The 19,576-nt window shown below is 38.2% G+C and carries 14 protein-coding genes, 3 tRNA genes and 1 pseudogene; 4 read left to right on the top strand and 14 right to left on the bottom strand.

The genetic code is table 11. The annotated features are described in order from the left end of the window. Window positions 1–311: 311 nt before the first annotated feature. From ND812_RS05070 to sppA, 8 genes and pseudogenes are all read right to left on the bottom strand, one after another. On the bottom strand, window positions 312–1,472 hold the full coding sequence (locus ND812_RS05070) for a hypothetical protein (protein WP_265374550.1): 1,161 nt from the start codon (window positions 1,470–1,472) through the stop codon (window positions 312–314). 846 nt (window positions 1,473–2,318) lie between these two features. Further along, a tRNA-His gene (locus ND812_RS05065) sits at window positions 2,319–2,390 on the bottom strand. A gap of 18 nt (window positions 2,391–2,408) precedes the next feature. Beyond that, a tRNA-Arg gene (locus ND812_RS05060) sits at window positions 2,409–2,482 on the bottom strand. A 17-nt stretch (window positions 2,483–2,499) separates the two neighbouring features. Further along, window positions 2,500–2,571: transfer RNA gene (locus ND812_RS05055), tRNA-Pro, on the bottom strand. Window positions 2,572–2,630: 59 nt separating this feature from the next. Then, on the bottom strand, window positions 2,631–3,302 hold the full coding sequence (locus tag ND812_RS05050) for a tetratricopeptide repeat protein (RefSeq protein WP_265374549.1): 672 nt from the start codon (window positions 3,300–3,302) through the stop codon (window positions 2,631–2,633). A 5-nt stretch (window positions 3,303–3,307) separates the two neighbouring features. After that, complete coding sequence (gene surE, locus ND812_RS05045) at window positions 3,308–4,048, bottom strand: 5'/3'-nucleotidase SurE (protein WP_265374548.1); 741 nt, start codon at window positions 4,046–4,048, stop codon at window positions 3,308–3,310. Further along, complete coding sequence (locus ND812_RS05040) at window positions 4,049–4,657, bottom strand: hypothetical protein (protein WP_265374547.1); 609 nt, start codon at window positions 4,655–4,657, stop codon at window positions 4,049–4,051. Between the two features lie 118 nt (window positions 4,658–4,775). Beyond that, window positions 4,776–5,571 (bottom strand): annotated as a pseudogene (gene sppA / locus ND812_RS05035) (signal peptide peptidase SppA); the annotation flags it as partial. Between the two features lie 222 nt (window positions 5,572–5,793). Here sppA and ND812_RS05030 point away from each other — a divergent pair. Both ND812_RS05030 and ND812_RS05025 read left to right on the top strand, forming a co-directional pair. Then, complete coding sequence (locus tag ND812_RS05030; RefSeq protein WP_265374545.1) at window positions 5,794–6,309, top strand: LIC10415 family protein; 516 nt, start codon at window positions 5,794–5,796, stop codon at window positions 6,307–6,309. Next, a complete protein-coding gene (locus ND812_RS05025) occupies window positions 6,310–7,680 on the top strand; it encodes an APC family permease (protein ID WP_265374544.1) in 1,371 nt (456 codons plus the stop codon). 26 nt (window positions 7,681–7,706) lie between these two features. Here the strand turns inward: ND812_RS05025 and ND812_RS05020 are convergent, their stop codons facing one another. Together ND812_RS05020 and ND812_RS05015 are read right to left on the bottom strand one after the other, a co-directional pair. Then, window positions 7,707–9,179 carry a potassium/proton antiporter gene (locus ND812_RS05020; protein ID WP_265374543.1) on the bottom strand — a complete coding sequence of 491 codons (1,473 nt, stop codon included), beginning with the start codon at window positions 9,177–9,179 and terminating at the stop codon, window positions 7,707–7,709. Between the two features lie 28 nt (window positions 9,180–9,207). Continuing rightward, a complete protein-coding gene (locus ND812_RS05015) occupies window positions 9,208–9,603 on the bottom strand; it encodes a hypothetical protein (RefSeq protein WP_265374542.1) in 396 nt (131 codons plus the stop codon). 78 nt (window positions 9,604–9,681) lie between these two features. Between ND812_RS05015 and bcp the strand changes: the two genes are divergently transcribed. Both bcp and ND812_RS05005 read left to right on the top strand, forming a co-directional pair. Further along, the gene (gene bcp, locus ND812_RS05010; protein WP_265375905.1) at window positions 9,682–10,155 is read left to right on the top strand and encodes a thioredoxin-dependent thiol peroxidase; all 474 of its coding nucleotides are present in this window, start codon (window positions 9,682–9,684) and stop codon (window positions 10,153–10,155) included. Further along, window positions 10,152–11,636, top strand: coding sequence for a leucyl aminopeptidase (locus ND812_RS05005; protein WP_265374541.1), 1,485 nt, complete (start codon window positions 10,152–10,154; stop codon window positions 11,634–11,636). The genes bcp and ND812_RS05005 overlap by 4 nt, the downstream gene beginning before the upstream one ends. 67 nt (window positions 11,637–11,703) lie before the next feature. On the opposite strand, the gene ND812_RS05000 is transcribed toward ND812_RS05005, so the two are convergent. From ND812_RS05000 to ND812_RS04985, 4 genes are all read right to left on the bottom strand, one after another. Next, entirely contained in the window at window positions 11,704–12,915 is a 1,212-nt protein-coding gene (locus ND812_RS05000; RefSeq protein WP_265374540.1) for an MFS transporter, read from the bottom strand. A gap of 205 nt (window positions 12,916–13,120) precedes the next feature. Then, on the bottom strand, window positions 13,121–15,205 hold the full coding sequence (locus ND812_RS04995) for a Kelch repeat-containing protein (RefSeq protein WP_265374539.1): 2,085 nt from the start codon (window positions 15,203–15,205) through the stop codon (window positions 13,121–13,123). 183 nt (window positions 15,206–15,388) lie between these two features. Beyond that, complete coding sequence (locus ND812_RS04990) at window positions 15,389–17,956, bottom strand: SpoIIE family protein phosphatase (RefSeq protein ID WP_265374538.1); 2,568 nt, start codon at window positions 17,954–17,956, stop codon at window positions 15,389–15,391. After that, window positions 17,953–19,554 carry a Ppx/GppA phosphatase family protein gene (locus ND812_RS04985; RefSeq protein WP_265374537.1) on the bottom strand — a complete coding sequence of 534 codons (1,602 nt, stop codon included), beginning with the start codon at window positions 19,552–19,554 and terminating at the stop codon, window positions 17,953–17,955. Before ND812_RS04985 ends, ND812_RS04990 begins: the two co-directional genes overlap by 4 nt. Window positions 19,555–19,576: the final 22 nt, after the last annotated feature.

Below are 19,576 nucleotides of genomic sequence, written 5' to 3'. Positions count from 1 at the left end.
ATTCGAAAATTATGAAATCAATTTAATGCCTTTCCTTCTCCCTACGTTTCAAAATTCGGTGTAAGTACTAATTTTAAAAAATTATGTCATTTGCATCCAACAGCGTTTGAAAGAAAAACTGAATCGAAATGGTAAGGAGAAGGTTAAAATGGATTTCTGGAACCGTCATTCAAAGTTTCTCCCATCCCAATCCTTAGGTTTCTGTGACTTCATTGTTTGGTTGTTTTCTAAAAATGAGACCAGGAGGATATGATAATAGTAAGCCCTTTTGGGACTTAAAATACTGATTCTACGTTAGATTTGATAAATATTTATATTCCGCAGCTTCTAGTTGTAGCAATCAATTTGTATTTAGCCCTCAGATAACAAAATACTTTATCTATTTCATTTTGAGATAGTGCAGAATCAAAATAGAAAAATTCAGCTATATCACCATCCATGTTTCCATTGGAAAGGGATCCAATTGTGCCTGTCACATAACTTTCTATATTTGAGGTTGCATTCCCTTTTAAATCACCATTCCAATACTCTTGCCAACTAACAGTAGTGTTTTGAACACTTGCAATAGCTATGAATGCAGTGACAGGAATTGAATTTACGGATGGAGGAGTAAGTCCAGACCCATTTCGCCAAAGAAACAACTCATTTCCAGGTGAAGCGCCTATATTAATCTCTCTTCCATTTGCAGGACCGACTAAAAGCAAATTTGTGGCAGGATGAGTTTGTGGCATCTTAAATACCAAAAAAAAAGATCCACTATTAATGGATGAAAATCCAGTTCCACCACTATAACTCATCGAAGTCAATGATGCTTGTGCAAAATTGAGAGCAGGAAGACCATTTACCTGATTCAATCTATAAATTGGTTGTCTTGATGGGTAAGTGACTTGTGTAAGATGATTTCCTCTTCCGCTAAAATCATTCCAGGTTTGAACATTTGCACCATCAGATAAAATAAGACTGTCTGCCTTAAACCAAAGCACTAAAGATAAACCTCCATAAGTTCTTGGAGCAGTAAGAGTGACAGTATAATCCTGACTCGTGCCATCGGTTGCAGTTACGGTATATAAAAGATTGGATGAAAACGAATTTGAGGTTACCTCACTCGTTTGTGTTACATTACCTATTGAAACACTTTCCCCTGTGGTTGTAAACTTAGCAACTAACGGAGTAAAAGATGAGAGTGTATCTGACACGAGACTGATATTCGTATCTGAGATAATTCCAGTTATTCCTAACGAAGGAATTGAGTATGATGTAATTTCTTTTCCTGCTACGGGACCGATTCCACAAGTTACACTTTTATCATTCAATGCAAACTTTAAAAAAATAGTCTGATTAAATGCTTTGCTCTGCGGATCACAAGCATTGGAAAAATTTTCTCCTTTGCAATGAGTGAAAAAATATAGAGTTTGGAAAGCAAAGAAAAAGTAGAGTATCAATCGATGCCAAAGAATTTGAACCTTTATCATTTAACACCTCCAACTATCTCCTTCTGATTTTCAATAGTTCATCGTAAACTTATTAAGAAGGTTTTCATGGAATCCTTGATGAACTCCCCATTATTGAAACTGGACTGAATTCAAGGCGAATCTATTTTTGCAAAAAATTTCCAAAATTGAGAAAAATCAGCTGTAGTAAATCCGGATGAAATCTCGTTTAACGCCAATTAGGCAAGGTGTCTAACCAAAATAGCTTTTCGAACTCTATATCAAAATCGTTCGAATCCCAATTCAATTCATTCTTAAGTAAATTCTATACTTGTACGCAATTTCCCAATGAAATCGAAGTTTTTTCCCAAAAAGTCCACGAACGCCGCAAAGCATCCACGGATGGATGCGGGCGAGAGCTTTGGCCATGGAGAGCCAAGCGAACGCAAGGCGCTCGTGGACTTTTTGGGAAAAATTATATTCGTTAAAGGGGAAATTCACAATTGGGTGGATGACGGGATTCGCCTTCCACGGTTCTCCCATCCAGGTCGAACTCGTTCCAGGCCGTCTTTTGCGAGCCCTCGCACATCCTTGCGCTCGGTCGTTCTCGTTTAACGCCAATTAGGCAAGGTGTCTTGCCAAATTGGCTACTCGAACTCTATATCAAAATCGTTCGAATCCCAATTCAATTCATTCTTAAGTAAATTCTATACTTGTACGCAATTTCCCAATGAAATCGAAGTTTTTTCCCAAAAAGTCCACGAACGCCGCAAAGCATCCACGGATGGATGCGGGCGAGAGCTTTGGCCATGGAGGGCCAAGCGAACGCAAGGCGCTCGTGGACTTTTTGGGAAAAATTATATTCGTTAAAGGGGAAATTCACAAGTGGGTGGATGACGGGATTCGAACCCGCGACGACCGGTACCACAAACCGGGGCTCTACCGCTGAACTACATCCACCGTTTCTAGAACAATCATCGACCCGAGAGGGATTCGAACCCCCGACCAACTGCTTAGAAGGCAGTTGCTCTATCCAGCTGAGCTACCGGGTCAGATAGAACCAACTGATTCGGGATGACAGGATTTGAACCTGCGACCCTCTGTACCCAAAACAGATGCGCTACCACTGCGCTACATCCCGAGAAAGTCCTTGAAACACCAGTGTTTTTGGAAGAAGGACTGTGTCAACAAAAGGGAGATTTATTTCTTCAGGTTCTTGAGTCTTTCGAGGAGGACTGGGTGATTTGGGTTCTTTTGTAAGGCCTTACGATATGCCTTCCAAGCTTCCTCTGGTTTCCCATTGGTTTGCAAAAAATACCCAAAGCTATCCAAATAGGCCGGATTATTGGGATCCAGTTCTAAGGCTTTTTTTAAGGAACGAATGGCTTCTGCTCTTTCTTCTGCTGTTAGTTTCTTTTTTAAAGCGAGTAAGTAACCAAGGGAATTCAAACTATTTTTATAATCAGGATTGGCTTTTAAAATCCGCCTATGGATGTTGATTGCATCTTCCAAACGGTGGGTGTATTCATATACATGGGCTAAAAACGAGAGGAGTTTGGCATCATCGATCGCAATTTGTAATCGTTCTTTGATGATCCCTTCTGCAGATTCCCATTCTTTGAGTTCCACAAGGGAAAACACTTTTAAACGGTACACATTGTCCAGTTCTATGAAACCTGGGTATTCGCTTAAGATCCGATCTAAAACTTGGATCGTTTTTTTAAAGTTTTTCGTCTGGAAACAACACAAAGCAAAATTGTACAAGAGGATAGGATCTTCTGGATTTTGCAACAATGCTTGGTCGAGAAGGTTTAAGGCCATGGCATAATTGCCTTTGTTCATATAAGAAAGGTAATCGTTGTCTACTGCCATAGGTTTTATTTGGATTGTAATTCCTTCAGTCGAATTTTTTCTGTTAGGTCCAATTGGATCGGTGTGACAGGAATTTTTCCTTGGTAATAGGCTTCAAAGTCGGTTCCTGTTTCTTCATCATGTCCCAATAAACTTCCGTTTAACTGAAATTCGCTGACACCTTCAATGATTTGTTTTTTTTCATATTTTTCGGAATAACGCCTGCGACCGAGTCTTGTAAAAACAAGTTCACTGATGGTTCCCGTTCCACTGACTTCAGGAGGGAAATTCAAATTCCAAATTTCTCCTGACTGGATTTGGGATTTGTATTTTTCTAAGAAAGTTAACACAAGTTCGGCTTCCTTTTCATACCCATCATCAGGGTCAATGCGACCAGAACTCACAGCAAGTGAAGGGATACCGTGTAAGGCACCATGTTTTGCCGCACCAACTGTCCCTGAATAATGCACATCGTATCCCATGTTCACACCTCTGTTGATCCCAGAGATGACAAAGTCAATTTTTGGAAATATGTCTGCATACAAACCAATGTTCACACAATCTACAGGGAATCCATCAGCGATGTAATGGTTGTCGTTGATTCGTTCGACTCTCATCCCTTGGAACACAGTGAGTGCCATGGATGTTACAGATCGTTCTTTGAGAGGTGCAATGAGGTATGTTTTGTAGGATTTGCCGAGGACTCGTTCCAAAGCTTTGATACCGGCGGAAGAGATTCCGTCGTCATTTGTGATGAGTAAATTCAATTAAAAACCGCCTGATACCGATTGCAGGACACTCGTTGCTGTGTACAAATTCATTAAAAATGGGAACAAAATCGTTAATCCCAATGCATAAAAGGAAAATCGAATCGAATCCCGATTTTTCAGTTCATAAATGGATTTGAGTCCACGTGCAATGACCAAACCATACAACACAATGAATGTAAGTAATAAAAAAAATCCGGAACCAACACCTGATAATCCAATCGCATGGATCACGATACAAATGGGAGCAAATAACAAAAAGAGTACGGTCGCATGCCTTGCAAACATTACAAGGAACAATAGTTTTTGTGATCTTCCTTTTTTTTGTACGTAATAATCAGCAACCAGTGAGTAAAAAAATGGGAAAAATCGAAACAAAATCAAATTAGCAATAAATCCAAAAAACAAAAACGACAAAGTAGAGAAAGTATAAGGTGCAGATAGAATACTCATCCCCACTGACAACGACAAGGCGGACAAAATGGAAAACAACCAACTGGAACCCGGACTTAGGGCAAAAGGAATTTCTTTTACTTCTTCTGAATAACGGAGTGGATCTAAAAAGACCAACTCCAATGTATCTACCAAATCAAAGAAAAAATCTCTCATAACATCAATTTCCCAAGGGAAGTAGGAAGGATCACGAGAACTTGCGATTGCAAGAGAGATCTTATTTTTGCAGTTTGAGATCCTTCACCCAAAAACTTAACACCGAGCGAACGTATCATTCGTTCAAACGGAGAATATTCCTGTTCAAAAAGTGGGATTTCACCTTCGAATTGGCAAAGTTCTGAGAGTTTTTTATGGGCTTCTCGTCTTCCACCAATATCATCTACTAGTTTGTTGCGGAACGCGTCTTCCCCAGAATAAATTTTTCCTTCAGCCAACTCTTCAATGGATTTTACAGTTTTGTTTCGACCTTTTGCAACATCTTCGACAAATTTACGATACGTATCTTGGAGTTGTTTTCCAATCATATCATCTTCTTCGTTTGTTGAGTCACGAAATGGAGAATACATATCTTTGTATTTTCCTGCTTTGTAGGTGCGAACTGCCACGCCGTACCGATCAAGAAGTCCCTTTACATTCGGAGCAAATGAAATAACACCGATGGATCCCGTGATGGTCCCGTTTTCAGCAAAGATATAATCGGATGCAGAGGCGATATAATACCCACCAGAGGCAGCTACATCTTTCATACTCACGACAATTTTTTTGGTTTTACGTAAATGTAGAAGTTCGTTAAAAATCTCTTGGGATGCAGCAACGGTTCCGCCCGGAGAATTGATTTCGAGTAGAATCCCTTTGATGTTACCGTCCTCTTCCAGATCACGTAATTGGCGTAAAATGGTGTCGGCTCCAGTCGAATCAAATGTGGATTCCCCAGAATGGATTTCGCCTACGATCGGTATGACGACAGCACCGATTTCACTGGCTTGGAAAAGACTCCCACCCGTCCCACTCGAATAACGAGCAAGGCTTGATCCAGAGAAAAGGATCGCAATTCCGAGAATTGTGGCAATGGTGGAGAACAAAAAGGAGAGAAAGAGAAGAAATTGGTTTCTTTCCATAAACTCTCACTAGCAAAACTGCGCAAAAACTCGAGTCAACTTTAATAATTCTTTACTTTTTTTTAGAAAAAGTTTATTTTCCTTGTACGGGTCATCCGAAAATTAGACAGGTAGTCACAGGATTTATGTCCAGGCACCGCCGAGACATAAGGCCTTTACCAAGGAAGGTAGGACATGGATGTTCGTCTCAATCGTCTCCTCAACTCAGCCGAAAAATTAATCCAGGACAAAAAAGACACCAAAGATGTCTCTGGAAAAGCAGGAAACCAAGCCCAAAAGGCAGATGAAAAATCTGACTTTGTGGTAAGCCTTCCTGTTCAGTACCACAATATCCAATCACGGCTCACAGAATTACAAAAACAACTTTCCAAGGAACAATCTCGCATTGGACTTTTGGAAGACAATACCCAAGAAGAAAACAAACTCAAAGAACTTTTGTTTGAGGGAGAACCACTCTTTCCAGAGTTAGGTGAAGGAAACAAATCCAAACCTGAAATTTTGGAAACAAGTAAAGCGACGGTTTCTGGCCTTCTTGCTGAACTCAGGAAAAAAGAAGTAGAAAGTGAAAATATCTTTTCACTTGGGATGATGTTAAATCCAGAAGAGTTTAAGGGAAAAATTGGATCGGTTTCCACTGCTTCCATGAAACCAATTTCAGAAACAATGGTCAAACGTCTCCTCGGCGGTTAATTGGAATTAAAACGTAGCCTCAATACTTTTGATTCCATCTCCGTTTTATTCTCATCGATGGTGGGATCGGGGATTTTTTTCACTTCTGGGTATTTAATCAAAGAAACAGGAAACCTTTGGATTGTACTACTATGTTGGATCATCGGTGGTCTCCTTGCTTTATCCGGATCCATTACGTATGCTTACGCTGCAAGACTGCTTCCTTATGCGGGAGGAGACTATGTATACTTAAAAGTTGCCTATTCTCCAGCGATTGCGTTTATGAGTGGTTGGTCCTCTTTACTCACCAATTTTTCTGCCTGTGTTTCTGTTCTTGCGTTAGCTTTCGGTAAGTATGTACAAATTTTATTCCCCGAACTGCCCTACTTTGAATCACCTACTTATACACTGTTAGGTCTTGATTTACAAGTGAGTTCCCGTACAATCATTGGAATTTTTCCCATTCTCTTTTTTAGTGGATTGAATTATTTTGGAATTAAGTCAGCAGTTCGTGTACAAAATGTATTTGCTGTTTTAAAAATCACAGGACTACTTTTATTTTTGGCACTTGGGTTCACGATTGGTTCCACACATTGGAATTACCTTCTTCACTCTCCATTCCCAAATATATTAGAACTTTCCTTTTATTCCAAAGTGCTCATCGGAATTGTACCCGTATCCTTTTCTTACCTTGGGTGGAATATGATCACGTACATTGCCGAAGAAGTGAAAAACCCTGAAAAAACAATTGTACGATCTGCCATCACAGCTTGTTTTCTTGTCGCTGGACTTTACTTTGCGATCAATTTACTTTTTGTAATATCTGCGCCTATCGATGAATTAGCGGGCCAAGACGGGATTGGTGCCATCGCCTTTCAGAAGTTATTCGGAGTTAATTATTCGATATTAACTACAAGTTTTATAGCTTGGGTGATTTTAGGATCAATGTCTGCGATTCTCATAGGAGGAAGTCGAGTCTACTTTGCCATGGCAAGGGATGGAGTGTTTTTACCTTCGTTTTCCAAAGTCCATCCCAAATGGCATAGCCCCTATGTATCGATTTTCTTTCAGGGTTTTGTCGCGATCCTCTTTTTGTTTGTAAAAGAAATTGAAGCCCTGCTTTATATGATCACTTGTTCGATTCTTATTCTGTCTTGCCTCACCGCAGCAACACCGTTTCGATTTGAAAAAATGGGAATGACGTCCGATTATAAAATACCTCTTTACCCACTTCCAATCTTTTTGTATATCTTTGCCAACATTGCTGTGATGGTGATTTTATTTGTCGAAAAACCAATCACCGCTTCTTGGGGTCTTATGATCACTCTTATCGCATTGCCGGTGTATTATCTACTTCGTTTGGACAAAAAACAAGTTTCTTCTAAAAAATAATTTTTACAACCTAACAAAAAACTTTGCTAGGCGATTGACATAAAAGTTTTGCCTATGATTGGCATTACATCGTCTTTTGCTAAAACCCAAACAACATCCCCACCCTTCACTTGTGTGTTTCCTGATGGAATGAGGAATTGTTCTCCCCGAGCAATGAGTAGGATATGTGACTGGTCTGGTAATTTAATTTCAAACAAAGCTTTATCAACAACACTGGAATTGTAAGGAACAATTAACTCTTGTAAGGTCATTCCTGGAAATTCAATGTTATCAAAGTCTGTAGGACGATAAATTTTACGATCTGGATCTACTTTTAAAATCCCGAGCCACTGTGCCACTCTTGGAATGAGTGATCCTTGGATGAGAAGGGATACAAGAACCACAAAAAATACAATATGAAAGAGTAAGTCTCCCCATACAAGCCCTTGGGCAATTGGGAAGGTTGCAAGGATGATTGGAGATGCACCTCTGAGTCCTACCCATGAGATAAATAATTTTTCTTTGATCGGTAAATTGACTCTAAATAAGGAAATGAAAACGGCAAGTGGTCTTGCTAATAATATGAGTAATACCCCAATCAGAAGTCCAGGAACCCAAATATTTGCCATTCTTGTTGGATACACAAGTAATCCAAAACAAAGAAACATACCAATTTGTAGGATCCAAACATAACCGTTCAAAAACCGAAAGATTGATTTTTTGTGAATGAACTTATTGCGTCCAACGATAATCCCCGCGATATAAACTGCTAAAAATCCATTCCCTTGGAATACAGTTGTGACAGCATATATGAAGGGAACAGATGCGGTGATGAATACTAAATAAAGACCGTCATACCCAAGTTTGACGGAATTCATTAAATACAAGATGAGAATTCCCATACTATATCCCATCATCATACCAACAAGTACTTGCATCACAAAAAAGCGAAAGAATTGGAATCCGCTAAAACTAGCGTCCGCTGTGATGAGATTCATGAAAATTGTGGTGAGAAGGACACCAACAGCATCATTGGATCCCGATTCAAATTCGATGATTTTTTTTATATGAACAGGAAGGTCAGAAGAACCTGTTTTAAAAATATTAAATACGGATGCTGCATCAGTGGCACTGACAATCGAGCCAAGTAAAAAGGATTCCATAAACCCAAGTACTGGAAATAAAAGATGAATGAGTACTCCTAAGATGAGTGCAGTTAAAATGGTTCCGATAATAGAAAGACGAATTCCAACTGATAAGAAGTTTTTTAAACTATCCCATTCGCTTTCAAGACCACCCAAAAACAGGATATAAATTAAAGCAAAAATTCCGATGGATTGTGCTAAACTATAATCACTAAAGTCTATCCTACCTGGCCCATCAGCACCAGCTAACATACCAAAGGTTAAGAAGATAAGTAAAATCGGAAAACCAAAACGGAAAAAAAGTTTACTCGATAGAATGGAGAAAATAACAAGAGTTGAAATAACGAGTGCTTGTAAGGTAAAACTATCGATCATGTTTAGTCCTTAGACGAATCCAAACTGATTAATGTTTGGAAGAAAGTATTTCGAGAGCTTTTGCTTTTAAGATGGGATGGACTTTAAAATCATCAGGATTTAAAGTTGAAGTGGAATTTTGTTGTGCTTCGTTTGATTGATTGGCAGATGCCGGAACTTTCCACTTATCGCGGCCTAACCAAACAGAAAGTGCATAGACCATTCGTTGGTAAATTTCATCAACCTTGTCTTGACGACCTGCTTTTTTGTAATACCCAAAGGCCAACATGGGAAGTTTACGGTCGTACATAAAATGGTCACCCAAACGGATGAGCCCGTCTTTGTAGTCTGTTTTCAGAAAGAGTTCACGAGCTTTCCGGATATCACCTGCATTAAAGGCAGTATTTCCTTCCCGGATGAGTTGTACCCTTTCTTTCGAATCCATATAATAAGTATCGAACCATTTTCCGAAATTGACAACTGAAAATTGTCTAAAAGAATGAATTTACCAGGAGTGCAAATTATGTTGGAAGTAGGGAAAAAAGCCCCCAATTTTACAAGTGTCAACCAAAACGGCGAAAAAGTGAAACTCGCCGATCTAACAGGAAAAAATGGAGTCGTTGTTTATTTTTATCCAAGAGACATGACCCCTGGATGTACAACAGAAGCCTGTGACTTCCGAGACAACTTTGCCCGTCTCAAAAAATTTGGTTATAACGTCGTAGGAATTTCCAAAGACAATCCCAAATCCCATACCAAATTCATCGAAAAACAAGAACTCAATTTTGATCTTATCTCCGATGAATCTGGAGAAATCTGCGAAGCCTATGGTGTGTGGCGCGAAAAAGTATTTATGGGACGTAAAGGAATGGGAATCGTTCGATCGACCTTCCTTCTCGACGGTTCTCTCAAAATTAAAAAAATCTATGACAGCGTGAAGGTAAAAGGACACGTTGAAGAAATCATTAAAGACATTCAGGAAATCCAAGGGAAATGAAAATCGAAATCTCTCCACTCCAAATCCAAATCGGAAACTTCAAATCTGGTTCCTTTTATAAATTAATTCCTATTTTCCAAGAAGATGTGAAAGAGGAACTCGGAAAAAAATTCCCAACACAAATCGAAACCAAAGTGTTTTCAGGAGAACTGGGAAAAGAATTTCGAGATGAGGCAGAACAAACCATTTATCTTGGATTAGGCGAAAAGGATAAATTAAACTTCCGAAAATTCATTTCTCATTTTTTTAAGTATGGAGAAAAAATCCTAAACTATGATGGTATGGGATTGGAAATTCATATTTCGAAAACACTTTCCAAAAAGTTTTCTGCTGACCGAATTGCCTATCAAATTGCCAATACACTCTATATTGGAAGTTATCCAGTTTCAGTATTACAGACAAAAAAGAAAGACAAAGAAAAAAAGAAAGTAGGAGCTGTCTTTTTAAAATTTGAAGACAAATCAGCTAGTAGTTTAGCAGAAACTGGACTATCAAAAAGTAAAGTTGTCGCAAAACATGTGAATGGTGCTCGTCACATCGCTCATTTACCAGCAAATTACTTCACTCCAAATGACTTTGTTTCTCGAGCAAAAGAAATAGCCAAAGAATACAAACTCTCTGTAAAAGTGTGGGATGAAACCCAACTCAAAAAGGAGGGGTTAGGTGGTATCCTTGCAGTCTCTCGTGGTTCTGAGTTAGAAGGCAAAATGGTGATTCTGGAATACAAACCGGCAAAAGCCAAAAAGAAATTCGCCATTGTTGGTAAAGGATTAACCTTTGATACAGGTGGTATTTCCTTAAAACCACCAGGTGAAATGCATGAAATGAAATATGATATGTGCGGAGCCGCGGCAACCATCCATGCCATCGGAGCTATCGCCGCTCTTGAGATTCCTATCCATATCATTGCAGCCATTGGTGTTGCGGAAAACATGCCAGATGGAAAAGCAATTAAACCAGGTGATGTTTATACTGCTTATAATGGAACTACTGTGGAAGTGCAAAACACGGATGCAGAAGGTAGACTTGTGTTAGGTGATGTCCTTTCATATGTGTCCAAAAACTACAAACCAGATTATATGGTGGATTTGGCAACACTCACTGGTGCTGTCATCATTGCCCTTGGACATGAAGCTGCCGCCATCCTTACAAATTCTGATCCTTTAAGAGAAGCACTTTTTAAGGCTTCTGAGGCATCTGATGATCGAGTTTGGGAACTACCTCTATGGGAAGAATATGGGGAAGACTTAAAATCAGATATCGCTGATCTCAAAAACATCACTGGTGGTGGAAAAGGAGCTGGGACAATTTCTGCTGGAGTATTCCTCTCGAAGTTTGTTGATGAATCCATCAATTGGGCTCATATTGACATTGCAGGAGCAGCTTGGAGAAAGAAAAAATCTGGAACCCAATTCCATGGACCCACTGGTTACGGCGTACGTTTGTTAGTGGATTTAGCAAAGGAATTAGCAAGTAAGTAATCTACAAGATTCCTATCAAAATTAAATCTCACCCGTTGGTCACCCATGACCAATGGGTGGGAAAATCTCACCTTTTAGCTGAAATCATTTCATTCACTTTGTACATTAACAAAATTGTACAAAAAATCGCTGTCGCCACCACATAACCTAAAACTTCATATCTCTCTAAATAACCACTCGGAGTTTGGATGACTATGAGTCCAGCAACCGAAGCCGCAATTCCACCTGATATCTGTTGGATGGAAGAACTAATCGCCATAAAAGCCCCACGATCATGTAGTTCTGGAACTGCTGAATTCATTGCATTTGCAGAAATCATTCTGGCTGCAATAAAAACAAATAATAGAGAATTGATAATGATTACCGTCGGGAGTGGAGTCACTTTTAATCTTGTAAAATAAAGGATTATGATCGCTGCAATTGTTGATGCTCCAAAAAACATATTATATTTTCCGATCGAATCACTCAATCTTCCCATGAGTGGACCACCTAACATCGAAACTATACCAGTTACCATATAGATGAAAGGTAAGTCTTCTAACCGAACACCTAAATTGTGAACAGAAAATGCGGAACCAAATGGCATCAACATAAACCCACCTGTCGCAAGTAAGGTGGTTGCAATAAAGGCGGGTAAATATCTTGGTTGTGTTAATGTAGTTACCAAATGGTGGAAAGCATGAGTATCAGTTTTGTTATCTAAATGTTTTGTCACAGGTTTTAGAAAGAAGAATATAAAAAACCCAACTACTCCACTGACACCTGCGATCATTAAAAATGGAGATTGCCATCCCCAAATATTAGATATATAAATTCCAATGGGCAGTCCAAACACTTGGCTAGCAGCAAAAGCCGTCATGATAAAACCCATAACTCTTCCTCTAACTTGTAAGGGAAATAAATCAGCAACAATCGCAAATGAAATCGAAGACAATACACCTGCAAACATCCCAGTTAAAATTCTTACAAAAAGTAAAAATTCATAATGAACGGCAATTCCGCAAAGAAATGTAGCGACTACGAATCCAATATAAAAAAACAAAAGTAATTTTTTACGATCAAAACGATCGGCAAAACCAGCGGAAAGTAATCCCGAGATCCCCGCACTAAATGCATAAGCTGAAACTACATATCCAAATTTTTCAGTTGGGATTTGTAGTTCACTCATGACCAAAACACCTAGTGGTGAGAGTATCATGAAATCTAGTACAACAGTGAATTGCAAAAAGGCTAATAAGCCAACGACAAAGATGTGGTAAGGTGTAAATTTGAAATCCATACAATTTCCAAATTTACATTGATTCTAAAATTTGTCTTATCTTTAACTGTATATAGGGTATTGAATATAAACTAAAATTTAGAAATAGATTAACCAATAAAGAACAGATGAATGTTTTTTCATATTAGAAGAAGGAAAATTTGCTGGAAAAGGAGTGATGGAAGCGGGGAAACTTATTACCCGCTTCATCTTCAAAATCTTAATTTTAGTAAAATACTTCTGCTGTATCTAATTGTATATTTCCATTTTGCCCACCAACGACAATGATGCGATTGGTATCGGGTGCTATGGCAGAAGTACCATGACGCGCGGAGTTCATTGGGTATTCTGGTATCCACTGCTCTAAGTTAGGATCATACTTTTCCACTTGTGCCAAAGAACCACCACTCCATCCACCAATTGCATAAATCCTTCCTCGTAATTTTACAACATCAAACAATGCTCTTGCGGTATTCATTGGACTGTGAAGTGACCAGGAATCCGATTGAGGATTATAAGATTCAACTGTGGTTGTATAACTCGAGTCACCTGTCCTTCCACCAAAAACATATAAATTATTTTCATGGAAAGTACAAGCAGTTTCTGTCCTAGCACTGGTCATTGTTCGTTTGTAGGACCATTGGTTTGTCTTAGGATCAAATTCTTCAATTGTATTTAACAATGTATTTCCATTATTACCTCCAATTGCATACAGTTTATCATTATTTACGCATAGAGAAAGATAAGCCCTTGGAGTATCCAGTGGAGTCCCTGCTGTGAATGTACCAGTTGCTGGGTCGTAAATTTCAACTTCTGAAAGCGAAGTAGTTCCACGAATTCCACCTACCAAATAAATTTTATTTCCTATTACTGCAGCTTTAAATCCATGTTTTGCATTTGCTAAATCACCAATTTTTGACCATGAATTCGTATTCATATCATAAGTTTCAATCCAACTTGAAGATGTTCCGCCGCCATAACCACCAAATACAAAATACTTATCATTGTAGATTGCAGAAGCGAAAGAATTCCTTGCTTGGCCCATCCTCACTTTCAAATGAGTGCTTGTTTCAGCAACTGGATCATAATAAGCGACAACACTATACCATCCGCCTATCCCATAAATCCTACCATTTGCATACCCACCCATGGCGTATGAGAGATTTGCACCTTCAGGTAACGAAGGTTTTACCGTCCAAGAATTTGTACTTGGAGTATATTCTTCGATCGCTCTTGAGTTGTAATAATAATTACCACCCAAAACATAAATTTTATCTCCTACCACAGCAGTAACTGCATAAATCCTAGTTGTCGGCATGTTAGTTTTCTGACTAAAAGTCAATGTTGCTGGGTTAAATTCAAAAACATTATTGAAGTTACTATTCAAGTTGGAATAACCTGCAAAGAAATAAAATTTATCTTGGTAAACTTGAATTGAATAATAGCTTAAGATTGGAGAATTTGTTAAAAGGCGACTCCATTGGTTGGTAACAGAATCGTAAACATCCACAATTCCTTGTGAAAATAAATAGATTTTTCCATTAAATGCAATAGACGAATGAAATGAAGACGACATTAACATCTCGGCACCCTTCGTCCAAGTATCTGTGGATGTATCATAAATATATACTGAATTCACGTTTCTAGTTAAATATCCGTATTGAGGAGGTGGATCAATATACTGTAAACAAATCGAAAAGATTTGTTGTGCACAATAAGGAGGCGGATCATAACTTACTCCATAGTAGTATCCCAATCCTCCAAGAATATAGATCTTATTTCCAATTGTTGCAGAAGAGGATCCAAAACGAGACTCAGGCATATCTTTCAATTTATTCCATCGCGATGTTACGGTGTCGTAGGAATAAGCGGCAGACCCAGTTCTACCTACATCCTGATTACCAAAAATATAAATTTTGTCTCCAATCGTCTGAGATGTTGAGGAAGAAAAAAATCTAGGTAAATTACTTAGTGATGCCCATATATTCTTTAATGGTTCTGGTGGAGGTATGAGTGGTTCTGAAGGAATGCCGCCGGCATTATTATTGGGATTGTCAATTGGATTGCCATTACCAGTGCAATTCCCGCTACCGTTACCATTTCCATTATTACCATTACAAGTATTCGATGTTTCGCCTGGTTTAACTAGTCCCAACAAAGCTAAGGTCCGCGTATCTTGAAGTTCTTTTTCTAAGGCTGAATTACCGATTAAGCCAGACAACTGGTTACAATTGACAAATCCAATGACAGATAATGTTAGGCTAAATAAGTAAAGAAAGGTTGATTTTCGATTTTGGTTCGTTGAATCCATTCGCATCCCATCCGTTTTTTGCATATAACAAGAAACACAGAAATGCCTCAAATTTTCAACAATTTAGAATGGATGTGACGGTCGTTCAAACCGCTAAAAACGTTAAAAAGGCGTTTTTAGAACGTTTTAAACGGTTTTAGATAAAAAAATTTAAAAATTTGGACCAAAATCTGGAAATTTTACCTACTTGATTTCCTCTTCCAATAATTCCTTTAATTTGATCACCTGAGGGTGTTCAGGTGTAATCATTGCTAGCCGATGAAAAATCTTTTTAGCACGGTCTACATTTCCTATCAATCGATAACATTCCACTAAATTGATCAGGTTCCTTATGTGTTTTGGATCCCTTGCACGTAATCTTTCCCCAAGATCGATTGCTTTTTTAATGTTTTTCGATTTGCGGTATGCGAAACTTAGTTGCAATAATATTTCATTGTCTGTGACAAAGAATGGAAAAATAGATTCTAAGGATTCCACGGCAACATCGAACTTTTTCAGTAGTAACGAAATTCGGGATTTTTCTCGAATTAAGTTAATCCTGATATCATCATTTAACGACTCATTCGATAATAAGGATTCGATGTTTTGGTATGCTTCCTCACCATTTCCAAGATCTAACAATAGTTTAACTTTGGCATATAAATAATCATCTGTTGTTAAATTGGAGAGTGTGTCTTTTGAGACTCGTTTGAATGAACCTAACCATTCAATCCGAAGTAAGGTAAGATCATCCGAAAATGTTCCAACTTCTAATAAGTTTTCTACAAGTAAATTTAAATCACCATTTGATTTCTCAACTACTTGTAAAAACTTTGTTTCATCTTCATTGATTAGGCGATTTCCATCTCCGCTTTCCTCTAAAACTAGATCATCTCTACCGTCCGATCCAATGAATAATATATCTCCTTTTTCTAACGGAAATATCCGGATTCGTACATCACCATCCATACCTTTTGTTCCAATCTTTCGAAGTTCCAATTCCTCTTCGATGAAAGAAGCCACTCCATCGCGATACAAAACTGTCCATGGATGTTCGGCGTTCAAATAGTACAAAACACCAGTGTCTTCTTCCACAAGACCTAAAACAACAGAAACTAACATCGAACCATCGAATGACTCGAAGATGGTTTGCAATTCGTAAAAACATTCTTTGATCCAACGTTCTGGTGATTTGTTTTGGTTATCCAAAATCATTTGAGTGCGTTTGATAAATGACAAAAACACAACTCCTAAAACGAGTGCACCACCAGCACCTTGAATGGACTTACCCATAGCATCACCATTGATGAATACTAAATAAGATTTTCCATTTAAAGTTATGCTATCGCTGATGATGATATCACCACCAATTTCTCTTTTTTTTCCGCGAAACTCAAATTCCTTTTTTTGTTTTACATAAGATTGAAGCAAAACTTTTGTAGATTCAACTTTTGTTTGGCTAAGCGGATCTAATAGTAGAGATGTTAAAAAATAATCACCATCCTGTTGGACTTTCAGTTCCTGGACTTTTGTGAGAGTATTTTGTAATTCATTTGTCCGCTCTTCTACTTTTTTCTCTAAACTCAAATTGAGTTCTTCCACCTGCCTATGCACACGTAAAAAACGATTAGCTAAAACAACTGCAATGCCTAAAACAAAAACCAAAAAACCAAATCGTAATAAATTAAGATTTTGAATCGGAAGAAGTCCAGAAGCCCCTAATATATCCCAAGTTCCGGTACCAAGCAAAAACAAAACGCCTATTAACAGACGTTTTGCGTCTTTGTTTTTAGCACGCACTGCGGAGATCATTAAGTAAAGCAAAATCACCCCAAAAACTAAAACGGAAATTTGCCATATGCGAAGTAAGGTAACGGAAGTTGCTCGGTTGACAAAAATCTGACTGACCGCCAACACTAAACTAAATAGAAAGTAAACCTTTGATACAATGCTAATTTTGGAACGGAAAAATACATCTGTAAATAACAACAACCAAACTGGCGTTAGAAATACTACGAAGTACTCTATTTTTGTTTGTGTGAATGGTTCTAAACCAAATGAATACACTCCTTGGGAGCGAAAGATCATATAAACTGCTAAAAAGATAGAAAACAATGCATAATATAAATTATAGGTTTCTTGTCTCCGTTTCCAATAAAACAAACCATGATAAATACCAACAAAAATATACAAAAACAACAACATGTATGTTTCGTATTCATCTTCAATTTTAAGATGCTTAGAGGCAAGGTCGATATTGGCTGGATAATCATTAAAGAGTTTGTATAAATTTAATTCCTCTCCTTCTTCAGCGGCAATCAGAATCCGAATTTGGTTTTGGCCAATGTTCAAATGATTTCTTTTCATTCTGATGAGTATGTGCCGTCTATACCCACTTTTTTCTATTGTTTCATTTTTGATTTTACCATTAGAGGAAACAAGAGTTTGGTTGATGTAAATTTCATAATAGTTAGAGATATATGGTATGTGAAGGCTAAAGGCATCGTCTTCCGTTTTTTGAAAATCAGTTTGTGATAACAAAAAAGACTTTGCCATCGTTACCTTTCGAAGTTTTCCTTTTTCCCATTCAAATTCAGAAATTATTGATGCTAAAGGCAAAGATTCTAGTGTTTTCCATTTTTTACCATCAGGGTTTTCTGTGGTTTCAAATCCTTTGGTAACATACCAATTTTTTGTTAAATCAATGGGAAGTGCGAAAATTGCATGGGAAAATAATATAAAACAACAAATAAAGGTTAAAGTTTTCTTCATATTGGATGTAAGTGAAATTCTAAATTTGTACCAAATGTATCTTCGAATAAATCTTTTTTTTCTGACACAGACCAAATTTCTAAATTGGGATCTTCTCCTTTTTTGAAATACAAACGACAATTCACTTTTCCTTTTTCAATAACTGCATCCAGTCGTTCAATGATGGATTTTTCAGATCGATCCAATCCATCTCCGATTCGTAAAAAAGATGATAACTTACGAACCAAAAGTTGGTCTTCTGGCCGGAGGGTTTTAAACTCTTCGTGTTTGCCTTTTGGGCCACCTTTTCTATGGTAACGGGCAAGAAGAGCAATGATTTCAATTTCTGAATTGGAAAAACCAACCATAGCTTCTGAGTTACGGATGATGTAATAACTATGTTTGTGGTAGTTATGGTGCGATATACAAAGCCCCACTTGGTGGAGGTAACAAGCGGTTTCCAAATAATCCCTTTCTAAGTTTCCAAGACCATGTAATTCCTTTAAATCATCAAACAACTGTAAGGTGAGTTTTGCAACAGTTTCGGCATGATGTTTTCCTTGTGGGTAAAGGTTTGCAACTGTTTTAATCGCTTTTTCTCGGATGTTATCGAGTCTCGGAAGTGAAGTGTCCTTATGTCTGTACCAAGATTCTATGGTATCATACACAATTCCTTCACGAAGGGCAAAGTCACTTACGGTAAATGCAGGTGCCTTAATCCTTTGTAACACTTCATCCAATACCAAAATCCCACCAACAATGATATCACCACGTTTGGCATCAAGTCCTGGGATTTTTAATCTTTTTTTGAGGCTCTCGGCATCTAATATCTGTTTGCGGATCTCTTTAAAAGAATCGATAGGAATCTCAGTTCCATTTAACCTTTCTCGTTTTTCTCCCTTTTTTTCTAAAACCATGGAGGTCACAGAAGTGATGGTTCCCGAACTTCCTACCACCATAAAAGGTTTCCAAGTTTCAATTTGAGGTAAAAATGCAGATAAAACAGATTCAATATGGATCCTACATTTTTGCAAATCAGTGGCCGAAATTGGATCTTTCTTTAAGTATTTCTCCGTTAAACGAATGGCACCTAACTTCATACTGGTGGAAAAAAGGATATCCCCTTTTTCCCCTATCAGAAGTTCTGTGCTCCCTCCACCAATGTCAATGAGAAGGATCCGTTTTTCATACACAGGGAGTCCCTGTAAAATCCCAAGGTAGATGAGCCTTGCCTCTTCGTTTCCTGAAATCACTTGGATTTGGATACCCGTTTCCTTCTCCGCTCGGTCCAGAAAAATTTGCCTATTTTCTGCTTCCCGAAGTGCACTTGTGGCTACAGCTCGGATTTCCGCTTTGTAACTGTCGGCAAGAGTTTTGAAACGTTTCAAACAAGCAAGACCCCTATCCATAGCCTCGTTTGTAATGACCGCATAATCACTGCTACCGCTTCCTAAGCGAACGGATTCCTTTTCTTTGGTCAGGTATTCGAGTGTACCATCCGGTCTTAGTTTTACGACGACAATGTGGAAGGAATTAGTGCCCAAATCAATGGCAGCAAGGATCTTTTCCGTGCGAAATGCCTGGTTTGGTTTGCGTAAGATTTGTGAGAAAGGAAGCATTTTGTATCTAACTAGCCTATCG

The sequence above is a fragment of the Leptospira limi genome (assembly GCF_026151395.1).
Classification (GTDB): domain Bacteria; phylum Spirochaetota; class Leptospiria; order Leptospirales; family Leptospiraceae; genus Leptospira_A; species Leptospira_A limi.
Note: the sequence above shows the minus strand (reverse complement) of the source record. Positions and strands in the feature narration are given on the sequence as shown.